This is a genomic window from Fructobacillus sp. ESL1096, assembly GCF_058511985.1.
Map to the genome: position 1 here is coordinate 1,148,307 of NZ_CP196400.1, position 20,478 is coordinate 1,168,784.

Annotated in this window: 19 protein-coding genes; 16 read left to right on the forward strand and 3 right to left on the reverse strand. The window is 43.7% G+C overall.

The window, feature by feature from the left end; genetic code table 11:
• Position 1: 1 nt before the first annotated feature.
• From ACSYSR_RS05650 to recN, 4 genes are read left to right on the forward strand one after another with little or no spacing between them, the layout of a single operon-like run.
• Positions 2 to 229 (forward strand): exodeoxyribonuclease VII small subunit, encoded by a 228-nt coding sequence (locus ACSYSR_RS05650; RefSeq protein ID WP_252773678.1) that lies wholly within the window; start codon positions 2 to 4, stop codon positions 227 to 229.
• Positions 222 to 1,100: a polyprenyl synthetase family protein gene (locus tag ACSYSR_RS05655; RefSeq protein WP_489815858.1), complete on the forward strand. Its 879-nt coding sequence runs from the start codon at positions 222 to 224 to the stop codon at positions 1,098 to 1,100. Before ACSYSR_RS05650 ends, ACSYSR_RS05655 begins: the two co-directional genes overlap by 8 nt.
• Positions 1,101 to 1,931, forward strand: a complete 831-nt coding sequence (locus ACSYSR_RS05660) for a TlyA family RNA methyltransferase (RefSeq protein WP_489816524.1) — start codon at positions 1,101 to 1,103, stop codon at positions 1,929 to 1,931.
• A gap of 25 nt (positions 1,932 to 1,956) precedes the next feature.
• Positions 1,957 to 3,639 (forward strand): DNA repair protein RecN, encoded by a 1,683-nt coding sequence (gene recN / locus ACSYSR_RS05665; RefSeq protein WP_489815857.1) that lies wholly within the window; start codon positions 1,957 to 1,959, stop codon positions 3,637 to 3,639.
• 73 nt (positions 3,640 to 3,712) lie between these two features.
• Here the strand turns inward: recN and ACSYSR_RS05670 are convergent, their stop codons facing one another.
• A complete protein-coding gene (locus ACSYSR_RS05670; RefSeq protein WP_489815856.1) occupies positions 3,713 to 5,020 on the reverse strand; it encodes an NCS2 family permease in 1,308 nt (435 codons plus the stop codon).
• Positions 5,021 to 5,280: 260 nt separating this feature from the next.
• Positions 5,281 to 5,802: an HdeD family acid-resistance protein gene (locus ACSYSR_RS05675; protein WP_489815855.1), complete on the reverse strand. Its 522-nt coding sequence runs from the start codon at positions 5,800 to 5,802 to the stop codon at positions 5,281 to 5,283.
• Between the two features lie 306 nt (positions 5,803 to 6,108).
• On the opposite strand from ACSYSR_RS05675, the gene ACSYSR_RS05680 reads away from it, so the two are divergent.
• From ACSYSR_RS05680 to ACSYSR_RS05725, 10 genes are all read left to right on the forward strand, one after another.
• Complete coding sequence (locus ACSYSR_RS05680; protein WP_489815854.1) at positions 6,109 to 7,386, forward strand: collagen binding domain-containing protein; 1,278 nt, start codon at positions 6,109 to 6,111, stop codon at positions 7,384 to 7,386.
• A gap of 183 nt (positions 7,387 to 7,569) precedes the next feature.
• Positions 7,570 to 8,643, forward strand: a complete 1,074-nt coding sequence (gene pepA / locus ACSYSR_RS05685) for a glutamyl aminopeptidase (RefSeq protein WP_489815853.1) — start codon at positions 7,570 to 7,572, stop codon at positions 8,641 to 8,643.
• Complete coding sequence (locus tag ACSYSR_RS05690) at positions 8,643 to 9,827, forward strand: FtsW/RodA/SpoVE family cell cycle protein (RefSeq protein ID WP_489815852.1); 1,185 nt, start codon at positions 8,643 to 8,645, stop codon at positions 9,825 to 9,827. Before pepA ends, ACSYSR_RS05690 begins: the two co-directional genes overlap by 1 nt.
• 10 nt (positions 9,828 to 9,837) lie before the next feature.
• On the forward strand, positions 9,838 to 10,305 hold the full coding sequence (locus ACSYSR_RS05695; RefSeq protein WP_489815851.1) for a YlbG family protein: 468 nt from the start codon (positions 9,838 to 9,840) through the stop codon (positions 10,303 to 10,305).
• A complete protein-coding gene (gene rsmD / locus ACSYSR_RS05700; RefSeq protein ID WP_489815850.1) occupies positions 10,305 to 10,871 on the forward strand; it encodes a 16S rRNA (guanine(966)-N(2))-methyltransferase RsmD in 567 nt (188 codons plus the stop codon). The genes ACSYSR_RS05695 and rsmD overlap by 1 nt, the downstream gene beginning before the upstream one ends.
• Before the next feature lie 8 nt (positions 10,872 to 10,879).
• Positions 10,880 to 11,356, forward strand: a complete 477-nt coding sequence (gene coaD / locus ACSYSR_RS05705; protein ID WP_489815849.1) for a pantetheine-phosphate adenylyltransferase — start codon at positions 10,880 to 10,882, stop codon at positions 11,354 to 11,356.
• Positions 11,357 to 11,466: 110 nt separating this feature from the next.
• Positions 11,467 to 12,186 (forward strand): helix-hairpin-helix domain-containing protein, encoded by a 720-nt coding sequence (locus tag ACSYSR_RS05710; RefSeq protein ID WP_489815848.1) that lies wholly within the window; start codon positions 11,467 to 11,469, stop codon positions 12,184 to 12,186.
• Positions 12,186 to 14,522, forward strand: coding sequence for a DNA internalization-related competence protein ComEC/Rec2 (locus ACSYSR_RS05715; RefSeq protein ID WP_489815847.1), 2,337 nt, complete (start codon positions 12,186 to 12,188; stop codon positions 14,520 to 14,522). The genes ACSYSR_RS05710 and ACSYSR_RS05715 overlap by 1 nt, the downstream gene beginning before the upstream one ends.
• Positions 14,491 to 15,486, forward strand: coding sequence for a DNA polymerase III subunit delta (holA, locus tag ACSYSR_RS05720; RefSeq protein ID WP_489815846.1), 996 nt, complete (start codon positions 14,491 to 14,493; stop codon positions 15,484 to 15,486). Before ACSYSR_RS05715 ends, holA begins: the two co-directional genes overlap by 32 nt.
• Before the next feature lie 287 nt (positions 15,487 to 15,773).
• On the forward strand, positions 15,774 to 17,507 hold the full coding sequence (locus ACSYSR_RS05725) for a BspA family leucine-rich repeat surface protein (protein WP_489815845.1): 1,734 nt from the start codon (positions 15,774 to 15,776) through the stop codon (positions 17,505 to 17,507).
• A gap of 252 nt (positions 17,508 to 17,759) precedes the next feature.
• Here the strand turns inward: ACSYSR_RS05725 and ACSYSR_RS05730 are convergent, their stop codons facing one another.
• Positions 17,760 to 18,719, reverse strand: a complete 960-nt coding sequence (locus ACSYSR_RS05730) for a Dyp-type peroxidase (protein WP_489815844.1) — start codon at positions 18,717 to 18,719, stop codon at positions 17,760 to 17,762.
• 214 nt (positions 18,720 to 18,933) lie between these two features.
• Here ACSYSR_RS05730 and ACSYSR_RS05735 point away from each other — a divergent pair, with 214 nt between their 5' ends.
• Both ACSYSR_RS05735 and ntdP read left to right on the forward strand, forming a co-directional pair.
• Positions 18,934 to 19,734, forward strand: a complete 801-nt coding sequence (locus ACSYSR_RS05735) for a RecX family transcriptional regulator (protein WP_489815843.1) — start codon at positions 18,934 to 18,936, stop codon at positions 19,732 to 19,734.
• Positions 19,735 to 19,841: 107 nt separating this feature from the next.
• Positions 19,842 to 20,411 carry a nucleoside tri-diphosphate phosphatase gene (gene ntdP, locus ACSYSR_RS05740; protein ID WP_047975116.1) on the forward strand — a complete coding sequence of 190 codons (570 nt, stop codon included), beginning with the start codon at positions 19,842 to 19,844 and terminating at the stop codon, positions 20,409 to 20,411.
• Positions 20,412 to 20,478: the final 67 nt, after the last annotated feature.

A 20,478-nucleotide genomic window follows, 5' to 3' on the forward strand; every position in this document is an offset into this window, starting at 1 on the left:
AATGGCTGAAAAAGTATCATTTGAAGATAAGTTAAAACAACTCGAAGTTATCGTATCGGCTTTGGAAAAGGGCGACCGTCCCTTGGAAACCGCTTTAACGGACTTTCAGACGGGCGTTTCCTTGGCCAAGGACCTGCAGAAAACCCTGCAGGATGCTGAAAAAACTTTGGCTAAGGTTATGGATGATGATGGCAATTTGACTGATTTGGAACTAACCAACCATGACTAAATTTAACAATTTTTCAAAAAAATATCAGCCACAGGTTAATGCGGCTTTAAAAGCTGAGGTTGATCAGCAAGGACCAAAAAAGTCCTCCAGTGACTGGAAACAGATGCTGACCTATGCACTCTTAACACCCGGAAAACGCTTGCGACCATTGTTAGCCTTGGCCGTGATTGATTCCTTTGGCCAAGAAATCACGGTGGATGCCATTCAGGCTGCCACGGCCCTTGAGTGGGTTCATGCTTATTCCTTGGTCCACGATGATTTGCCGGAAATGGATAACGATGCCTACCGTCGCGGACAACTAGCTGTTCATGCCCTTTATGGCCCAGCCAGCGCCGTTTTGGTGGGGGATGCGTTGCAGACGGGAGCCTTTGCTCTCTTGACTGCTCTGACGGGCGTAAATGCCGAGCAAAAGGTCGCCATGGTGGCAACGTTAGCTGAAAAAGCTGGTGCTAACGGGATGGTTTTGGGTCAGGTCTTAGATATGCAAAATCATGATATCAATGAGGACCAGGTCGCCTTAGCAGCTGTTTTGGATCAAGTCTACCAAAAAAAGACGGCTGATCTCCTCCAAGCGGCTGCTTTGATTGGTGGCCATTATGTCAACCTTGCTGCAAAAGATTTGAACCATTTGGCTGATTTTGCTGGCGCATTTGGCCTACTTTTCCAAATTCAAGATGATTTGGCTGATTATGACCAAGATCAAGAAGAAGGCGTTGTCTCCTTGGTTCACTTAGTTGGGCGAGACCAGGCGCATGAATTGGTGGTCCAGTTAACAAAGCGGGCTAAGCAGGCTCTTTCTGATTTAACTCAGGAAAATGAAAACTTTGATTCAGAATTATTAACGAGCCTTTTGGCTAAAATTGGAGCGTAAATCGTGGCAGTAGCAAAAGAACGTGTGGATGTCTTACTCGTCCAACAGGGACTCTTTACCTCTCGAGAACAGGCAAAGCGAGCCATTATGGCCGGGCAAATTCTTGGCGAAAATGAGCAACGGCTGGATAAGGCGGGTGAAAAGATCCCGGTTACAACTGAATTACACTTTAAGGGTGAACCATTGCCCTTTGTTTCGCGTGGTGGCTATAAATTAGTAAAGGCGATCGAGACTTTTGGCCTGGCCATGGCCGACCAAATTGTTTTAGACATCGGTTCTTCCACGGGTGGTTTTACGGATGTGTCGCTGCAAAACGGTGCTGCTCATGTGTATGCCTTGGATGTTGGGACCAACCAGTTGGCTTGGAAGCTGCGAATTGATGACCGTGTGACGGTCATGGAAAATACTAATTTTCGCTATGCTAAGTTGGTTGACTTTTTGGAGGGCCAACCTACGCGGGCAACTATCGATGTTTCCTTTATTTCTTTGTCGCTGATATTACCGACCTTGAAGGACATTATTGCCCAGGGTGGAGAAGTGGCAGCCTTGATTAAACCTCAATTTGAAGCGGGTCGAGAAGCAGTTGGGAAGCACGGCATCATCAAGGATCCCGTTGTTCACCGTCAGGTCTTGGCTGCAACTTTGCCAATGATGGTGGAAAATGGCTTTACCGTTGCTGGTTTAACCTACTCACCAATAAAAGGTGGGCAGGGAAATATTGAATTTTTGGCTTGGCTCAGGCGGTCTGATGAGGCTCAAATTGATTCAAGTGTTGCGATTGATGAAGTAGTTGCTGCTGCCCATGGCCAGTTAGACCAGGCTGGCAACTGAAACTGACTGGTAGAAAGGATGCAGGATGCTTGAACAATTAACCATACAAAATTTTGCGATTATTGACCAAGTTGACTTGTCATTTGACGACCAATTAACCGTTTTAACGGGTGAGACAGGTGCCGGAAAATCAATTATTATTGATGCTTTGGCCATGGTCACCGGTGGCCGGGCCAGTACGGAAATGATTCGTAAGGGGGCCGACAAGGCCGTCTTACAGGCCGTTTTTTCCCTTGTAGGCGACCGAGCTGCTGGCTTACGAGAACAATTGAGTGCTGCTGGGATTGAACTAAGTGACGACCAAGTTGTCATTTACCGCGAGTTTAACCATAAGGGGCGGTCAATTGTGCGGATTAACGGGGTGATTGTGCCTCTCAAGGTGCTGTCTGAATTTGGGGCTCAGTTGGTTGAAATCCAGGGCCAGCATGATACCTCACTGCTGTTAAATCAGGACCACCATTTAGACCTGTTGGATCAGTTTGCCGAAACTGATTTAAGCCGGTCTAAGGATGAATATCAAGGGCTTTTTGACCGTTATCGTGATCTGACCCGCCAGATTGATCAACTAAAAAATCGAAGGCAGGATATTAACCAGCGGTTGGACCTGCTGTCTTTTCAGCAAGAAGAGCTGAAAGAAGCCAACCTACAACCGGGAGAAGAAGATCGGCTCTTGGCCGATCGGAGTAAGCTCGCAAACCATAAAAAGATTGCGGATGCCCTAGACCAGGCACAGCAGGCCTTGAATCCAGGTTTGGATGGCGGTGCGATTGACCTTTTGGCTGCCGCTCATCAAGCAATGACTCAGGCTGCCTCCTATGACCAAGACTTTGAAAACTTGGCTCAATCGTTGTCCGAGGCCTACTATGCTGCGCAGGATGCCGGTCGTGATTTAGACGAGGCAGTTTCTGATTTGACCTTTGACGAGGGGGCTTTGGTGGAAATCGATGATCGTTTGCAGGTTATTCATAACCTAAAGCGGAAGTATGGCGACTCTGTCGATGAAATTTTAGCCTTCCAGCAAAAGGTTGATCGCGAACTAGCCGATTTAGATGGTGGCTCTTTTGATTTGGAATCATTGACAAAGGAAAAGGAAGCGATCAAGAAGAAAATTGTTGCCGCTGCTCAAGCACTGACCAACAGCCGACAAAAGGTGGCTAAGAAGTTGGAGAAAGCAGTTAACCGTGAGTTGGCAGACTTACTGATGGAACAAGCCTATTTTGAAGTTCAATTCACCCCCGTTACAGGCTTTTTGCCTAGCGGAGCAGACAGGGTAGCCTTTTTTGTTCAAACCAACCAGGGGGAAGGAACGAAGCCACTAGAAAAGGCAGCTTCCGGTGGTGAGGCTTCACGGCTGATGTTGGCTTTAAAAACGATTTTCATTGCCCAACATGGCCTACCAACGGTTGTCTTTGACGAAATTGATACTGGTGTTTCTGGTCGAGTTGGTTCCGCCATTGCCAAGAAGATGCAAACAATTGCCGAGAAGACTCAGGTCATGGCCATCACCCATTTACCCCAAGTGGCCGCAGCGGCCACCCACCACTTCTTGATTGAGAAGTTTAATCTGAACGATCGGACGGTGACACAGGTTAAAGATCTGCCGGAAAATCAGCGTGATCAAGCGATTGCGATGATGCTTTCTGGTAATCAGGTAACCGATGCCGCCCTGGCGAATGCCAAGGATTTGCGGGCAAAGGCCCAGGGATAAGATTGATAAAAGCAAAGAAAAAGCGTTGGAAGATTAATTCCAACGCTTTTTTTGTCGTCAGCATCAAGCTGATTTAGCTATGAGTTGAGTACAAGAATAAGACGAAAATAACGGCTAAGAGGTACATCAACCAGTTAACTTCCTTTGCACGCTTTGTAGCAACCATCGTGATTGGGTAAACGATAAAGCCAAGGGCAATACCATCTGAAATTGAATAAGTTAATGGCATACCAACAACAACCAAGAAGGCCGGTGCGGCAACAGCCAAATCCTCCCACTTAATCTTTTGTAAGTTCTTGGCCATCATGATTCCAACGATTACCAAAGCAGGGGCAGTCACGGCATCCGTTACCACTGACAACAATGGTGAGAAAATCAGGGCAGCGAAGAAGAGCAAACCAGTTACAACCGAAGTCAAACCAGAACGGCCACCAACGGCAATTCCTGATGATGATTCAACGTAAGCTGAAGTTGGTGAAGTTCCCAAAACTGCACCGGCGGTCATCCCAACGGCATCGGCCATCAAAGCCTTACCGGCACGTGGCATCTTGTTGTTTTCCATGAAGCCAGCTTGTTCGGCCAAGCCAATCAACGTTCCAGCCGTATCGAAGAAGGTCACAATCAAGAAGGTCAAGACGACAACCCACATTTGGAAGGTATTGATGTGACCGAGGTAGTTGATTGATTCTCCAAAAGTTGGCTTTAAGGAAGGAACAGAACCAATGATTGAACTTGGCATCTTAATCAAACCGAAGATGAAGCCAACGATTGTTGTACCAATCATCCCAACGAAGATGGCAGCTGGTGTGTTAACGGCCAGCAAAACTAAGGTCAAGACGATTCCAAAAATAGCTAGGAGCGTGTTGGCGTTGGTCAATGAGCCCATTGCAACCATCGTATCCTTGTTGGCTACAATCAAACCAGCATTGTGCAAACCAATGAAGGCGATAAAGAGACCGATTCCAGCAGCGATAGCAATTTTCAAATCCGAAGGGATGGCATCGATGATTTTTTCACGAATCTTAAACATGGTTAAGAGCAAAAAGATAACGGCAGCAACTAGGATACCAGCCATTGCAGTTTGCCACTTGACGCCCATACCAATAACAACGGAATAAGCGAAGAAAGCATTGACACCCAAACCTGGGGCAATTGCGATTGGGTAACGGGCCACCAGACCCATAAAAATTGTCGCAATTCCAGAGGCTAAGGCAGTGGCCGTAAAGACGGCCCCCTTGTTCATACCAGCATCACCAAGGACGGTTGGATTCAAGAACAGGATGTATGACATGGCTACAAAAGTAGTCAAGCCGGCGACCACTTCTTTTCTGAAAGAAGTGCCCAGTTTTTCAAACTGGAAATATGACGAGAGAAAGGACATAAGTGACTCCTTATAATATTTTTCCTACCTGAATATTTTAGCAAGAAATGTTTGCTTTGTCTGAGTGAAATGAACAAAATTCCTCAATAAAAACGAACATTAAATGAATTTAAAATTAATTGTTCGCCGTTTATAATTTTAAATTTTAATAATCGTCATTTCAATCTCAGAAAAAGGAGTAAATCGCCTATCTCTGGGAGTTTCTTTTTTTTTACGGAATCGATGCTAATTTGATCGAATATTGTGATGTAGTAAAGAATTTAAAAACGGAAAAACATCAAAAGCCGGTAGACCCCAAGAACGATGAGGCTAACCCCTAACCATATCCACAATAAGGCCCCACCAAAGAGAGGGCTAGCCATCAACAAGACACCGGCAATAAGATGCAAGACAGCTGAAAAGCTTAGCCAAGATTGGTGATCAACGAGGCGGCTAACGACCGAAAGTTGGATAACACCCTCAAACAACCAGGCAATTCCTACCATTAGACCAACAACCATAAAGACAGAAACTGATGCAACGTGCATATTAATAAAGATAATTAAACCAGCCAAAATATAAATAAATCCCAGCAGACTAGCACCAATCTTGTTCCAACCAGTTAGTGCGGTGTTTTTGATAGCATGAACAATTTTAAATAAACCGGAAGCAACCATCATGACACCAATGATAGCCGCAGCAACGGTTGCCGTATCGGTGGGTAGAACGACAACTAAAAGACCAAAGATAATGGCTACAAGGCCATCAATCCCCATAAAGTAGCGTAATGAATGACTCGACATAATTTTCTCCTTTTTATTGCTTATATGACTATTATAACGTTATTGTGTAGCATTTGAAATAAAAAATCATTAGTTAAAAAGTTCATTTTGGGATAAAAATATTGATACTATACCCTAGATACTGATGTGATGGCTTAAAATAGTAATAATAGGCCCTAGGAAGCAATAGCTAGACTTAATTTTTAGTTTTAAAAAGAAACTTATTTGGATTAAAAGTGTCATATTTAAGAATTAAATGTTAAAATATTGGTAATTATTGTTGCTTATATGACAAAAAATCATGAGATGACTTAAGTGAGGATAGTTATGAAAACGATTGATTTTAAAAATGGGTCTTTACTGGTCTTTTTTGCTAGTTTCTTGTTAATGCTCGGAATCGGTGTTGGGCCGGCAATGACAAAAGTTTCTGCTGGAGATGTTTCTTCAGCCTACATTACCAGTGCTTCTGTTTATAAAACCAGTAATCATCAAACAGATAATTTTGATCCTTACGATGATTTAACGGTTCGATGGAATTTCGACATTCCTAAGGGGGCTGGCATTGCGACCGATCAACCCATTACGGTGGTGGTTCCTGACGTTTTTCAGATACCAAATTCGCTTGATTTTCAAATTCATGAGCAAAATGGTGGCGTGATTGCCAATGCTCATCTGGATAAGAATACCCGAGAAATTACGGTTCATTTCACCAGCGATGGTGCTGCTGCCAATGTTAGTCGTGCCTTATCTGGCTATTTCGAAATTAATTCTAACTGGGATTTGTCTAAAGTTTCCTTGAATACGAAAAACACCATTAATTGGCAACTGGACCACAGCGTTGTTCCCGGTGCTAGCACCGATATTTACATCAATCAGGGGAGTGCTCCTGACAAAACCGAAGTTCTATCAAAATTTGGCTGGTTTGATTTGAAGGATCCAACACTGTTGCATTGGAAGGTTCGAATTAACTATCGTAAGCAAAACATTCAAAATGCGGTAGTTGTTGACCAGTTGGATGGTCATTCAACCTTTGTGCCAGATAGTTTTGGTTCGACGGTTGACTCATCTGATGGTGGGGCGTTGCCGGTTGATTTGTCTAGATTAACGCTGGATTCTGATTCTAAGTTCCATATTGATTTTGGAGATATTAATCAAACCTATGTATTGACTTACGAGACCCGTTTGAAATCAGGTGCCCAGGCTAGTTCGTACGGAAATACCGTTAATTTGACTGGTGATAACTTGTCAACACAATCTAAGACTGTGATGGTTGAAAAGATTGATGGTGGTGGGAATGCTTCTCTTGGACCAAGCACGCCGTCAAAACCAAGTACGCCAAATTTAACTCCAGAAACTGGCACAACAGTCTCTACGCCAGTAGACAAAAAGTCACAACCAGCAGCTACCAGCCAACCAAGAAGATCGCAAGCCAGCACAGCTGTACCTGCTTTTGCACCAGCGGAAATTGCGGCACAACCGGTTGCCAAGGTTGCCTTACCAAAGACTGCTCGCTTTGTAGCTAGTCACTTTCAGGCTTTCATTTTGGCTGCCGTTGCTGTGTTTTTGACCAGCCTGACGTTGATTTTGAAAAAACAGAAGCGTTAATCATTTTGCTTATTATAACTATCAATCCTCGATAAAGTCCTTATCGGGGATTTTTGATTGTCTTTTCAAAAGTTATCTGCCAAGGCGACTTCAGCTTTTTCAACGAAGCTGAAACTTTGCCAGTCCCCCTCAACTAAGCTATAATAAAGTAACTTTTATATTAAAAACCTTGAGGAGGGCGTTATGGATCAACATACTTGGGAGCAACTCGTCAAATATACGGAATTGCAGGGAACATCTGGTCAGGAAAGTCAGGTTCGTCAAGCATTCAAACAGGACTTAACGCCTTTAGTTGACGAGGTTTACCAAAACAAGCTTGGTGGTGTTTTTGGTGTGAAAAACCAACAGTCCAATGGTCCTCGTGTGATGTTTGCTGCTCACATGGATGAAGTTGGCTTTATGGTCTCTGGCATTCTACCAACCGGGGCTTTGCAAGTGGTTGCCTTGGGTGGTTGGAACCCCATGACTGTTTCTGCTCACCGCTTTACACTCTGTACCAAAGATGGCCAATATCCAGTGGTATCATCTTCTGTTTCGCCACACTTGTTGCGTGGTCAGGCGGGTGGTCAAGGACAATTGACGATTGATGATATTCTTTTTGACGCTGGTTTTGAATCTGCTGACCAGGCCCAGACTTTTGGCGTTCGTCCAGGAGACTTTATTGTGCCAGCCACCAAGACAGCCCGTCTTGCTAATCCTAACCGGGCGGTTTCCAAGGCCTATGATAACCGCTTTGGTATGGTAACAATTTTATCTGCTCTAGAAGAATTGCAAGGAGTGGAAACGCCAAATACTTTGATTGCCGGGGCAAATGTTCAAGAAGAAGTTGGTCTTCGCGGATCTAAGCCTGCTGTTAATCAGTTGAAGCCAGATGTTTTCTTTGCAGTGGATTCTTCGGCAGCAAATGACGTTGATGGTACGGTTGGTCGTCAAGGAGTCATGGATCAGGGAACGCTGATTCGCGTTTTTGATCCGACAGTTGTTACGTCGCCTCGCTTAAAGGAATTTATTTTACAAACAGCAGAGGATAATCATATTCCTTACCAATACTTTGTTTCAAAGGGTGGCACTGATGCTGGTGGCGTCCAAGGTCAAGGCTTCGGTCTTCCTGCTGTTGCTTTGGGTGTAGCATCTCGTTACATTCATACTCATGAAACGGTTTGGTCAATCCCTGACTTTGAAGCGGCTCAGGCCTTAGTGGTAGCGATTGCAAAGTCCTTAGATGAAAGTGTTTATCAAGATATTTTGGAGCGGTAATGTTTAAAAAGCTAGAACGTTTGGATTACTGGATTGCGGTGCCTTATGCCGTGCTATCGGCCATCGGGATTGTGATGGTCTTTTCGGCGACCCAAAATGCTTATTTATCACCCATTATGTCTTTTTCAAAGCAGGCGATATTTGTGATTGTGGGTTGGTCAATTGCCTTTGTTACTTTCCGATTGAATCGCTCTATTTTGCGATCACAAAGCGTGCTCAATTTTTTAATGGTTGGAACCACCGGTTTACTGATTGTCGCACGTTTAGCACCGGCCATTAACGGGGCTCATGGGTGGATTAACCTGGGACCGGTGACCTTGCAACCAGTTGAACTATCAAAGATTGTGCTGATTTTGTATTTTGCCCATTGGTTCGATAAAAAGCCCTGGTTGCCACGAGCAGGCCTCAGGCGTCAGATTCGTCAATGGACCGCTCCTGGTATGTTACAAAAGCTCTTTTTACCAGCCGTAATGTTGTCGATGAACCTTTTAATGCCCGATTTGGGCAACCTATTTATTACTTTAGCCGTCTTGTTAATGATGATGATGGCAGCGGGAATGTCCTCTCGGGCTTGCGCCATTTGGTTACTTCTATTCTTTATTGTCTTGGTCTTTTTGCCGGATATTATCGGCTTTTTCCATCTGGGAAATTCGTCTTCTTATGCCATCAGACGTTTGACAAACTTTGTCAATCCTTGGCATAACGTTGACCAGAGTCGGCAACTATTGTACTCTTACTACGCAATTTCGCATGGTGGTTTGTTTGGTGTCGGACTAGGAAATTCATTGCTGAAGCCTTACCTGCCAGAATCTAACACTGATTTTATTATGGCTGTTGCAGCAGAAGAATTGGGAGCCTTGGCCATCTGTCTAGTTTTGTTGATGGTATTGATGTTAATCGGTCGTTTAGTCTATTTAGGAATCAAGCAAAAGGGGCAGTATAATCGTCTCTTCTTGTATGGGCTTGCTAGTCTCTTATTAATGCAGTCCTTTGTTAACTTGGGCGGCGTCTTGGGATTATTGCCCATTACTGGGGTTGTTTTCCCCTTTATCTCAGGTGGTGGTTCATCCTTTGTCTTTTTCTCGGCAGCTATTGGCATTGCCTTGAACGTCTCGGCCAAGGACAAGGAACTAATCCAACCAAATCCGCAAGATTATGCGGCACGAAGGGAATTAAAACGTTAAGATGTTTACCATGAAAGAACGCCGAGCCGTGTATGTTTTTTTACGCGGTTTGAAGCATATTGAACAATTAAAAAAATTCGGTGACATTAGCTACATTTCTAAGAGAATGGGCTATGTTGAACTTTATCTGGATGAAGTTGATGTTGAAAAAACGATTGATAAGCTGAACCAGTATCGGTTTGTTAAGACAGTCAAAGTTTCACCGCGGCCCGATATTGATCCTGATTTGGGTGATGTCCATGATGATGTTTTCTTTGAAGCTTACGATCAGACCCAAGAAGATACTGGAAAGGATCAACCTGACGCAAAAAAAGCGAAGGCAAACAATCAGGGAAAAGACAGGGAAACTAAAAAAGCGACAGCTGGCCAAGCCCAAAATCAGCAAGGGAAAAAAAACGGTCGCCAGGGTCATGAACAGCAGGATGGCCAAACTGTGCACCAGAATCAAGAAACGGCTAAAAAGGGAGGAAAGTCCTAATGCGTGTGATTGCAGGAAGGTTTGGTGGTCTGCGCTTGGATGCCGTCAAGGGACGGGAAACACGGCCAACAACGGATAAAATTAAGGAAGCTATTTTTTCGATGTTGATGCCTTATATCAATGGTGGCCAGGTGCTGGACTTGTATGCTGGGACGGGTGGTCTAGGTATCGAAGCAGTTTCACGGGGGATGGACCATGCAGTCTTAGTAGACCGCCAGCGAGCGGCCATCGAAGTCATCGAGAAAAATATTGATAAAACCCATGCTGGAGAGGCCTTTACGGTCTTGAAGGTCCCAGCCACTGCTGCGTTAAGTCGTTTAGCTGGTCAAGGAAGGTCTTTTGATTTGATTCTACTGGATCCACCGTATGCTCAGGAAAAGCTAAAGGCTGATTTGACGGCAATGGAAGATGGTGGGTTGCTTGCAACCGGGGCCATTATCATGATTGAATCCGACCAAGTTGCTGATTTACCAAAGACAGGTCCTAACTTAAATTTATTGAAGCAAAAGGATTATGGGATTACTCGAGTGAGCCTTTATCGGTACGAACCTCAAGAAAAAAAGTGAGTGGGAAAATGAAAAAAGCAGTCTTTCCAGGGTCTTTTGACCCGTTGACCAACGGCCACTTGGATATTATTCAACGCGCTTCTGAAATTTTTGATGAAGTTGTTGTGGCTGTGGGAATTAATACGAATAAAAAAGGGTTGTTCACACCGGCTGAACGCTTGGAGTTGGTGGAAGAGGCCGTAGCCGATTTACCAAACGTTCAGGTTGGCCAAGTCGACGGCTTGACTGTTGACTATATGAGCGAAATTGGTGCGAGATACTTAGTCCGTGGTCTCCGGAATGCCAAGGATTTTGAGTACGAACGTGATATTGCGGAAGTCAATTCTGTCTTGGCTAGTGTTGAGACAGTCTTGCTCTTGGCAAAACCGGAAAATCAGAATGTCTCATCATCGATGGTGAAAGAAATTGCCAAATTTGGTGCTGATAAGCTTGATGCTTTCGTTCCAGCGGTGGTGGTAACCGCCTTACAAAAACATTTTCAATAATCAACAGCCAACAGCTCGTTGGTACGTATCCAAAAAAATTGGCTATTCGTACTAAAAAGTGGGTTGGCTTTTTGTTTGCGCCTCGTCTAATTGGCCAGGAGGTCGAGCAGATGACGTACAAAAAATTATTGACTTGGATGATGGAAAGTTTGATTGATTACTGGCGCTATTTGATTGTGGCTGGTTTGGGTTTATTGGCAGTGATTGTTGTCTTTTTTCGATTGAACTTCTTGGGTGCAGCGCGGGAAGTCAAGCAAGATAGCTCCGTTCCCAGGCTATCCTCTGCGGTCAATGAAAAACAAGAAAAGATAGTGAATAAGAATGAAAAGGGAAAAATCAATGCTAATGGTCGCGTGATGGTTGATCTCAAGGGTGCGGTTAATCACCAGGGAGTGGTCGACTTGCCAACGGGAAGTCGTCTCCAAGACGCTATCCAACAGGCTGGTGGCTTAACGGATCAAGCCGACCGTAATCGTATTAATTTAGCCCAATTATTGGTCGATGGCCAGGCGCTTTATATTGAACAAGTTGGCGAAGAAGGGCCCAGTCAGCTAGGGGGCAACGGCTCTAATGGAGTTGCTAATGCTAGCGGTGTTCGAGCAGGCGTAACGGCAGGTTCTTCAGGAAATAGTGGGGGAACACTCGTGAATTTAAACACCGCTAGTGCCAAGGAGTTAGAGACTTTGGCTGGCATTGGTCCCAAGAAGGCGGAGCAGATTGTGGCTTTTCGTGAAGAAAAACACCGTTTCCAGTCGGTTGAGGATTTGAAAGAAGTCGGTGGCATTGGTCCTAAACGCTTTGAGCAATTGAAAAATCAGGTAACAGTTTAATGACGCTGCAGGCAACGTTGAAAGCTGCTTGGCTGGTGGGCGCTTTGTCATTATTGGTTTACCGGTCGAATTTGTTGACCATCTGCTTGGCATTATTGTTTACTTTGCTTGCTCTTTTCACAGTGCGTGGCAGGGACTTGTTGATCGTGTTTGTCTTGTCATTGGCTTTTTTATTGTATTTTTTGATCGATCAAAAAACATTAGATCGTCAGGCTAATCTTCCCGATAAAAAAGGACAGTCATTTGCGATACTAGCCTATCCAGACGAACAAACTACTAATTCTGAGGGGCGTGTTGCTGGCATTGGCCGCTTAAAAAGTTCTGGTGATCGTGTCTATTATTACTACCAGGCACATAACCCGGAAGATTTAAAACGATTTCGGTCGATGGCTTGCCCGACTCTGTTACATGGTCGGGGAGATTTTACGCCAATTATGCCGGCGACTAATTTTTATCAATTTGATTTTAAAGATTTCGCTAAAACAAAGAGAATCACTCATCAAGTTCGCTTGCAAGAAGTAGACTTACGGTTAAATCCTACAGCTAGCTGGTTTGACCGACTGAATGCTCAATTTCACTATTGGCACGCAATTTTGTCAGATCGTGCTAAGGCACTGCCTAACCCAGTAAGTAACTATGCCTTGGCACTCTTACTCGGTTCAAAGGATCAGACTTTGTATGATGATAACCCTAAAATTCAGGAATTAGGCTTGATTCATCTCTTTTCACTATCAGGCTTCCATGTCGCTTTTTTAATGGCTGTCATTCGTTGGCTGGGGCGTTTGGCCGGCCTTTATCAGGAGATCACTTTGGCCATAATGGCTCTTTGTTTGATTTTCTTCTATTGGCTGACGGCCTGTCCGCCAATTCTTGTTCGTGCAGTTATTACTGGTGAAAGCAGGATTTTTGCGCAAGCATTTAACTACCGGTTTACCTCGATTCAAATCTGGTCATGGTCGTTATTATTGACGTTGTTTGTTCATCCCCAGATTTTATTGACTCTGGGGGGGCAGCTGTCATTTTTCTTAACTTTGGCCTTAGCAGTTTTACCTGAAAATTGGTCGGCTTGGCAAAAGGGACTTTTTTTATCAGTTTTGTCCTTTCCCCTCATCGTGGCCCAGCAGTATACTTGGAATATTTGGCAAAGTCTTGCTAATTTGATTGCTATCCCAGTTTTTTCGCTAGTGATTCTACCCGTTGTGTTGTTTGCTTTTTTCGGCCAGGTGATACCGGGTCTGGCTGACATAGCCAATTGGCCGGTGACAATATTTGACCAAACCGTCTACTGGATGGGCAATCTTCCAGGAAAAATTGTTATCGGCGCACTGCCTTGGCCAATTTTACTGACTTTGGGGTTGGCTCCATGGTTTTTATTGGGGGCCGAGAAAGTTGGTCGTCGGTGGGTGGTTGCTACTTGGCTGTTTGCTTTTTTAACTGGATTTTTTCTAGTACACTTTTCAAAAACTGGCGAGTTTACAACCTTTGATATCGGCCAGGGGGATGCGGCCCTGCTGAAAGAACCATATAATCAATCGGTGACTTTAATCGATACAGGTGGCAAGGTCTCATTTCAAAAATCAGGCTTTTCTAGCCAGGAAACGGTTGAAAACAGGCTCCATCGAAACCAGAGTTGGCCGAAAAATCAGGAGGGGCAGGCACGGTCAGTGATCGTACCATACTTGCATGCACGTGGGATTAGCCGCATCAATACGTTATCGTTGTCTCACCAGGATCAGGACCACCTTGGCGATGCTCGAGTGATTTTGACGATGTTTCAAGTTGACCAAGTTTTATTACCAGCCGGGATGACGGAGCAGCCAGCTTTTTTGAAAAAGGTTCAGCCTTATTTGGGACGAACCAAGGTTATTTCAGTGACTGATCAGGTACAGCCAGCTAACTTGCCATTGCGGATTTTGCACCCGTTTCGACAGGGAAGTGGGGAAAATGAAGATTCCATTGCCCTGGGTGGTCGGATTGGTCCGCTGGTCTTATTTACTGCTGGTGACTTGGATCAGGCTGGGGAGAAAAGGATCTTGGCTAGGTATCCAGATTTTCGTCCGGATGTGGTTAAGTTTGGTCATCACGGATCAAAGACAGCGACAAATCCAACTGTGATTGCTGAGTGGCAGCCGACCTATGGCCTGATTTCTGCTGGTCGAAAGAACCGTTATGGCCATCCAAATCAGGAGGTTCTAGAAATTGCTGCTAGACAAAAAATGATTGTCTATGATACCAGGCGTCAAGGTATGCTAAGATATGTATATGAAAATCACGAAAAAGGACATTTCCAGGTAAAAAGCACCAATGACCTTACAAACAGTAAAACAACAAATTGATCAGGGGGCATTGCCAAACCTGTACTTGGTGACCGGTAACGAGCCCGCGTTAATTCAAAAAGCCCACCGATTATTTGCTTCGATTATTGATCCGGCCGAGCAAGAAATGAACCAATCGACTTATGATTTCGCTGAAGTGGGCCTGGACCCAATTCTTGATGATTATTTAAGTGCTCCTTTTTTCGGCGATCACCGCTTAGTTTTGGTTGAAAATCCGTCCTTTTTAACGGCTGGATCGAAATTGACGGCCAATCAAGAAAAGGCTTTGCAAGAAGCACTGGACCAACCAGTGCCTGGAAACCTCTTGGTTTTGTTTGCCAATGAGGCCTCTTTAGACAAACGCAAAAAGGTAACCAAGTTCGTTTTGAGTCGGGCTGAGCTGCTTGATTTGCCAGCATTGGATGAACGCCAAACCCGCCAGGCTCTGCACCAGTTCTTAGGCCAGCGACGAGTTGAAATCAACCAAGAGGCTGAGGCAGAGTTACTGTTAAGGACTCAGGCCTCTTACTCGCAAGTCTTGGCTGAATTGCCCAAACTCTTGGCTTACGCTAGTCAAACAAAGACGATTGATTTAACAGGGGTAACAGGACTAGTTTCGAAGGAGTCAACGGCGCAGGCTTTTGACTTGGCCGATTTGGTTTTGAAACAGAAAAAAGCCGAAGCCCTGCATCTGTACCATGACCTCATCAAAAATGGTGAAGCACCGTTACGGTTAAATGCCCTTCTGCTTGGCCAATTTCGTCTGTTATTACAGGTTGCTGGTTCAACCGGAAGCGACCAGTCGTTAGGAGCCACTTTGAAAGTGCATCCTTATCGGGTAAAGTTGGCACGGCAATCATTAAGTCATTATCGGTTGGGGCAGGTTCGAGCCGGATTCTTAAATATTTTGCAGATGGAAATTAAGATGAAGTCCGAAACGGTTGATCCACTCTTTTTATTTGAACAGTTTCTGTTAGAGTTTTAAAAAAAGGAACAAGCAGGGTAACAACATTGCTGGTGATAGGTGGTAAAGCTCCCAGCGTTAAGTTTTGATAGTTTCCCAGAATGTTTGAAAATTGCTATGCCGATATTTTTTAGACTGGCAGCAGTTTTTTTTATTGCAATTGTTGATTTATGTTACTTGAATAAAATCGGTATATTTAAATATACCGATTTTTTATTGAAATAATTTAATCATAAATATTTTTTCAGATATTTTATATGGTATTTTCATTTTGAAAGTATTACGATAATTAACGAAGGGAGCAATTTATGAAACGAATGTTAAATAATTTAGATGAAAAAAATGAGCGCAAAGTTTTGCATAAAGTTAAGAAAAATTGGGTTGTTTTATCTCTACTTTCATTTACGTTGTTCGGTGTAAATATTGCTTTACAAAATGAACATTCCTTTTTATCATTTGGAACACAGCAGGTAAGTGCTGCTGATGTGAGTGTCAGTGGCTATGATGGTTCTGCCCACTGGTCTTACGATGCGTCAACGAAGACGTTGACTTTTGATGGCGCAGGGACTTTGGCAGGTGGTTCGCTTTTTTATGGACACAATATTCCAGTGGAAGTGGAACATATTGTTTTCGCTCAAAAAGTCGCTGCAGTAGCTGATTCTAGTTATCTCTTCTCGACCCTTGAGGGGACTGGATCACACTTAGAGAGTATTGATCAACTTGAAAATCTTGATACTCAAAACGTTACGAACATGGCTGGTATGTTTTCTGGAGATAGTGCCCTCACATCATTAAATTTAATGAGTTTGGATACTCGAAATGTTACGAACATGGCCGGCATGTTTTATGGCGTATCAAAGCTGACTTCCTTAGATTTATCTAATTTTGATACCAGCAAGGTCAATGATATGTCGAATATGTTCCTATATGATTCTTCCCTAGAGTCACTAAATATCAGTAGCTTTAACACAGAAAATGTAACGACAATGGAGAGGATGTTCTATAATGATGTGACATTGAAATCCCTCGACTTATCAAACTTTATTACTAAAAATGTGACGAACATGGAAAGCATGTTTGGAAAAACAACTGGGTTAACGGATTTAAACATTGCTAACTTTGATACAGATAATGTTACTAGTATGGTAAATATGTTTACTTCAATGGGGAATGACTTTGATCGAGTCGCCGTGGTTTTACCCCAACAGCATTTTGATACGAATGCTGAAATTGGTAGTGGTTTTCAATTTATTACTGCTGCTTCAGCTCGGGATGGTGGAACGGCTGCACAGCCTAAAGGGCAACAGTTGACAACTAGCCAGTACCAGGAACGTTTTAACTCGGGTACGGCCGCTGCTGATACTTATATCTTTGGTAATACTCAGGATGAATTGCAAGATTCGACCGATAATCGGGATGTTCAAGAAACAATTCACTATCAGTATGCAGACGGCAGTCAAGCTGCAAAATCAGTGACCCAAACGGTCACCTTTAAGCGGCCAGTTACCACTGATATAGTAACTGGTTTGAAGACCTATGGCACATGGTCACCCGACCAAAGTTTTGCCGCAGTATCGAGTCCAATGATTCAGGGGTACAGCACCGATCAGAGTGAAATTGCTAGTCGAACAGTAACAGCGACAGCGCAAAACTTAGCTTACACGGTGACCTATACCAAGGACGCACCAAATTCGAGTCATTCTGGTTCAAACACCAACGGTTCAAACGCCAACGGTTCAAACGCCAACGGTTCAAATACCAACGGTTCAAATACCAACGGTTCAAACGCCAACGGTTCAACCACCAATGGTTCAACCGCCAACAATTCGAACACGGAGGTCTTGCCAGAGAATCATCAAACTGCAAAGAAAACAGTGACTAATCACTCCGGTTCGAATACGACAGCTGATGATGCTGACCAGTTGCCAACATTACCATTAACTGGAAAGCAGACTCAATCCTTCGGGGGTATATTCTTGATGATAGTTTCCGGTCTAGTGACAGTAGTTTCTTTCTTGGTAAACAAGAAAGAAAAGAATTAAGAAAGTGTTGCACTGCTTGTTGAGTGATCGATAATAGCTGCTGCAAAAAAATTCGTCGAATTTAAAACTCCACAAATTAAAATTGCCAGCTAAGTGGCTTTTAGCAATTAAGTTCCGATAAAAGATTGGTCCTTAGTTGCTTTTTTGTTGGTATTAAAAGTGCTGCTGACGTAAAATCAAAAAAACCACAAAAGAATTATCTTTTGTGGTTTTTTGCTTGCCAAACTGGGTTGAACAGTTTATTTTAATTTTTTAATCAAAATCATCGTCAGCAATTTGTGCTAATGTATCGCGGGATGGGATGAAGAAAAGTTGACCTGACAAAAGTTCTGAGAAGGTCAATAGGAAGTCGGACTTATCAACCATGTTTTGCAACATGCCCTTCGTTACTTCCCAATGACGGGCGTAGCCCATGAAATAGGTGCCGGTATTGCCGGTAGCAGGGTCAGAATAAGGGACGTTCATGCGAATGATTTTCTGTTCAACGCCATTTGGTTCGTACTTAGAAGTGACGTTATGGGCATTTTCGTACTTCTGGTCGTCTTCCAATTCCAAATCAGAAAACTTTTCGCGCCCAACAGCTTTTTCCTGTTGCTCGGTCTTCATTTTATTCCAGAAGTCCATGTTGTGACGCCATTTTTGCGCAAAGGCGTATGAGCCATTTTCAAAAGCAGCGTCTTCATCGCCAATCAGGGCATAGTCGGCAGAATCTTCCGGTGCCGGTGCTTCGGTTCCATCAATGAAACCAATAATAGCACGACCTTCGAAATAGCGGAAACCCTGGGTCGAATCAACAACCTCAGTAAAGTCTTTCAAGAACTTCATAAATTGGGTTTGAGCTTCGACGACAATGGCTTGGTTATTGGCACGAATATGGAAGAAAAGGTCACCTTCGGTGGCAGGCATGCTATATTTTGGTCCCTTCATACCGGTAAAGGTTTCAAGTTCCTTTGGCTTGGCAGACTTTGGGAAAAGTAGTTCCCAAGCGTGACTGGAGAAGCCGATGGCAACCTTCAACGTTGAAGGGGAACCGTCGTTTTGGCCATCGCGGATTCGTAAGGAGCGGATGATGGCTTGTGAGCGGTCCGCAAAATCGACGATGGCATCATGCAGGTCGCTTTGTGGCAAATCTTTAAATTTCAATACGGTAAACTGGACGCTTTGCCCGATGTCTTTCCAGACATCTTGGGCGACTTTCGGATTAATTGGCATTGTAGCAATTCCTCATTTCCTAATTTTACTTTTTTCATTGTACCGCTCTTTTGCTTGAAACGCTATAAATAAGATTGATTCTAATTAATTTGAATATTTTCTAATGAAAATCAGTTGAAAAACTTTGCTGTGAGTCTAATTTGAACAGCAATTGCTTGTCGCTGTTGGTCTTGCATGACTGGTATTTTTAGGCAAAGCTTCGTAAAATAGACCTATGAAAACAATCACGAAAATTGCTACACAAAAGCGAAATGGCCGCTATAATATCGAATTAGATGGGCAGTTTGCCTTTGGGCTGTCCGAAAATGTTTTGGCAAAGTTTGGTCTTTTGAAGGGCCGTCAACTTGATGATGCTATGATTGACGAACTAAAGAAAGCGGAAAAGGTTGACCAGGGTCTCAAAATTGCGTTGAACTATTTGAGTCCTGCCTTGCGGACTGTTCGCCAGGTTAAAGATCGGCTGAGGCAAAAGAAGGTCGAAGCTGGTGTCATCGACCAAGTCATCAGCCACTTGGGCCAGCAGGGACTATTAGACGATACGGTTTATGCTAAGCATTATGTCGCCACGAAACAAGTCTTCAATCCTAAGGGACCAAGGGGGATTGCGCAGGATTTGAAGCAGGCCGGTGTCCAAGAAGACATTATCGAAAACGCTATCTTAGACTTTGCAGAAGAAGACCAAGTTTTAGTTGCAACAAAGATGGCAGAAAAATTAGCGCGGACCCATCGACGGGATTCGACAATAGTTCGTCAACAAAAAGTTGCGCAAGCTTTGGTGCAAAAAGGTTTTGCCTATGATTTGGCTAATCAGGTGATCAATGATTTAGATATTGCAAATGATGTAGACGATGAGCAAGAAAATGCCAACAAGCAGGCAGAAAAGCTCGCTCGCCATCATCAGCGCCTTGCTGCTCGAGACCGATTTTATAAGGTGAAGCAGGGTCTGTATGCCAAGGGTTATCGCGGTGAGGTAATTGAGCAGGCTCTGGAAACAATTGATTTTGAAGAGGAATAACAAGGTACTTGCATCCTCTTCTTAGAAAAAATTGACCATATTAGCCAACTGATTTTAAAATTATGGTATAATTGAAAAGGAATTTTTGTCAGAAAAGTGGGACGAGCATGATTGTTGATAAGCCAAGTCGCGGACCGCGCGAAGGGGATGTCATCACGATCAAAAGCTATAAGCATGACGGCTCGCTGCATCGAACCTGGCGTGACACGATGGTGTTGAAAACCAGTGAGAATGCCATTATTGGTCTAAATGACCATACTTTGGTGACAGAAGATAATGGTCGGCGCTGGGTAACTCGCGAACCGGCTATCTTGTACTTCCATAAGAAGTACTGGTTTAACATCGTCGCGATGATTCGCGATAACGGGATATCTTACTACTGTAACTTAGCCTCACCATACACTTTGGATAAAGAAGCGCTCAAGTATATTGATTATGATTTGGACGTTAAGGTTTTCCCAGATGGGGAAAAACATCTCTTAGATGCGGATGAGTATGCGGCCCATAGTAAACAATGGCATTACCCTAAAGAGGTTGATCAAATTTTAAAGGCACACGTTAAAATTTTGGTTGACTGGATTAATAACGAAAAAGGACCATTTTCGCAAGGGTACGTCGATGTTTGGTATTCTCGTTACCAATATTTGATGCAACAGCGGTTAAAAGATCGTCGTTGACTAAGTTAGAAGAACACGGAAGCGTGTTCTTTTTTGTATAATAAACATAACTAAAATAGATTAGGGG

Coding starts and splice junctions, on each gene's coding strand:
- pepA (WP_489815853.1), top strand. CDS start 7,570: ATGGATCAACATACTTGGGAGCAACTCGTCAAATATACGGAATTGCAG.
- ACSYSR_RS05715 (WP_489815847.1), top strand. CDS start 12,186: ATGACGCTGCAGGCAACGTTGAAAGCTGCTTGGCTGGTGGGCGCTTTG.
- ACSYSR_RS05695 (WP_489815851.1), top strand. CDS start 9,838: ATGAAAGAACGCCGAGCCGTGTATGTTTTTTTACGCGGTTTGAAGCAT.
- ACSYSR_RS05710 (WP_489815848.1), top strand. CDS start 11,467: ATGACGTACAAAAAATTATTGACTTGGATGATGGAAAGTTTGATTGAT.
- coaD (WP_489815849.1), top strand. CDS start 10,880: ATGAAAAAAGCAGTCTTTCCAGGGTCTTTTGACCCGTTGACCAACGGC.
- ACSYSR_RS05735 (WP_489815843.1), top strand. CDS start 18,934: ATGAAAACAATCACGAAAATTGCTACACAAAAGCGAAATGGCCGCTAT.
- ACSYSR_RS05730 (WP_489815844.1), bottom strand. CDS start 18,719: ATGCCAATTAATCCGAAAGTCGCCCAAGATGTCTGGAAAGACATCGGG.
- recN (WP_489815857.1), top strand. CDS start 1,957: ATGCTTGAACAATTAACCATACAAAATTTTGCGATTATTGACCAAGTT.
- ACSYSR_RS05690 (WP_489815852.1), top strand. CDS start 8,643: ATGTTTAAAAAGCTAGAACGTTTGGATTACTGGATTGCGGTGCCTTAT.
- ACSYSR_RS05680 (WP_489815854.1), top strand. CDS start 6,109: ATGAAAACGATTGATTTTAAAAATGGGTCTTTACTGGTCTTTTTTGCT.
- ntdP (WP_047975116.1), top strand. CDS start 19,842: ATGATTGTTGATAAGCCAAGTCGCGGACCGCGCGAAGGGGATGTCATC.
- ACSYSR_RS05650 (WP_252773678.1), top strand. CDS start 2: ATGGCTGAAAAAGTATCATTTGAAGATAAGTTAAAACAACTCGAAGTT.
- ACSYSR_RS05655 (WP_489815858.1), top strand. CDS start 222: ATGACTAAATTTAACAATTTTTCAAAAAAATATCAGCCACAGGTTAAT.
- ACSYSR_RS05675 (WP_489815855.1), bottom strand. CDS start 5,802: ATGTCGAGTCATTCATTACGCTACTTTATGGGGATTGATGGCCTTGTA.
- rsmD (WP_489815850.1), top strand. CDS start 10,305: ATGCGTGTGATTGCAGGAAGGTTTGGTGGTCTGCGCTTGGATGCCGTC.
- ACSYSR_RS05670 (WP_489815856.1), bottom strand. CDS start 5,020: ATGTCCTTTCTCTCGTCATATTTCCAGTTTGAAAAACTGGGCACTTCT.
- ACSYSR_RS05725 (WP_489815845.1), top strand. CDS start 15,774: ATGAAACGAATGTTAAATAATTTAGATGAAAAAAATGAGCGCAAAGTT.
- holA (WP_489815846.1), top strand. CDS start 14,491: ATGACCTTACAAACAGTAAAACAACAAATTGATCAGGGGGCATTGCCA.